The 1472-nt window shown below is 59.9% G+C and carries 1 protein-coding gene; it reads left to right on the forward strand.

Translation table 11 applies throughout. From position 1 onward, the window contains the following. Positions 1 to 257: 257 nt before the first annotated feature. The gene (locus ACFFN1_RS13630; RefSeq protein WP_376841376.1) at positions 258 to 1454 is read left to right on the forward strand and encodes an IS110 family RNA-guided transposase; all 1197 of its coding nucleotides are present in this window, start codon (positions 258 to 260) and stop codon (positions 1452 to 1454) included. Positions 1455 to 1472 lie beyond the last annotated feature (18 nt).

Here is a 1472-nt window from a genome sequence, read left to right on the forward strand (position 1 = left end):
TCCCACGAGGCACGGACGTTGATACTTGTAAGGGGCGGGGTTTCCGGCGTGACCCAGGCACTGACTGGCTCTGCGTGCTGCGATGCCGTTGCGTTGATCCGTCCGCTGGGAGCCTCGTCTTCATCGAAGAGAACCAGTCGGTGGGGACATGACCTTATAGGAGCATGACTCCGCTAAACCGGAGTCTCGTCAACGTCCTGTCTGCCCGACCGACTGGCTCTCACCCCTACCAGTCCAACGGAAGAGGCACTTTCATCATGACAGGATCAGCTGCGAATGTGTACGCCGGTATCGATACCCATCAAGGCACTCATCACGTCGGCATCGTCAGTGAAGTCGGAAGGAAACTCGGTGACTGCGAGTTTCCCACCACTCGGGCAGGCTATGCCGATCTGCTGTCTTTCGTCCTGACCTTCGGTACGGTCATCGCGATCGGTGTGGAAGGAACGGCGTCCTACGGGGCCGGGATCACCGCCTATCTGAGGGATCAGGGAATCACGGTCAAAGAAGTGATCCGCCCGAATAGGCAAGTGCGTCGGGGTGGGAAGTCTGACCCCATCGACGCTTATGCTGCAGCTAAGACGGTCGCTGCCGATGGGGATAGCCTGCCGATTCCCAAGCTCCTCGGCGGGGCTGTCGATGGGCTGCGGATGATGCTTAAGGCCCGGGCCACGGCAGTCAAAGCGCGCACCGCCGCGATCTCCCAGATCGTTCATTTCCTCACCACCGCCCCAGCAGCAGTACGGGAGGAATACACCGGGATGAAAGACCGTGATCTGCACGCGATATTAGCGGCATCCACTCCCGAGCCTGACGATCATCTGCGTGTGGCGCTCAAGCGTCTGGCCAGGCGCATCGAGTTCCTCAACGAGGAAATCACCACCGCTGATGACCAGATCGCTGCCCTGACAGCAGATGTCGCACCAGCCCTAGCAGCGGCGAAGGGCATCGGCCCGATCTCGGCGGCAAAGCTGCTCGTCACCGCCGGTGAGAATCCCGAACGAATCACGTCGAAGGCTGCTTTCGCTGCCCTGTGCGGGGCCTGCCCGCTACCGGCATCATCAGGCAAGACCATCCGGCACCGGCTTAACCGGGGAGGAGACCGGCAAGCCAACAGCGCACTGTACGACATCGTCAAGTGCAGAATGTCCTTCGACCAGCGCACCCGAACCTACGTCGCACGCCGGCGGCAAGAAGGGAAAACAACCAAAGAGATCATGCGCTGCCTCAAACGCTACGTCGCCGCCGAGGTTTACGCCCTCATCATCAATCCGCCAGCAGTACCAGCCACTGACGATCTGCGACCGCTACGCCTTGCACACAAGCTGTCCCTGACCGATGTCGCGCACAACTTCAACGTGTGGCCAGCAAAGGTCTCAAACATCGAACGAGGCAAATCCCGAGACGACGACTTCACCCACGAATACCGCCGATATCTCCTCCAAATCGCTTGACAACCTATAGGAGCATCA

Source organism: Brevibacterium otitidis, from assembly GCF_042429315.1.
Lineage (GTDB): Bacteria > Actinomycetota > Actinomycetes > Actinomycetales > Brevibacteriaceae > Brevibacterium > Brevibacterium otitidis.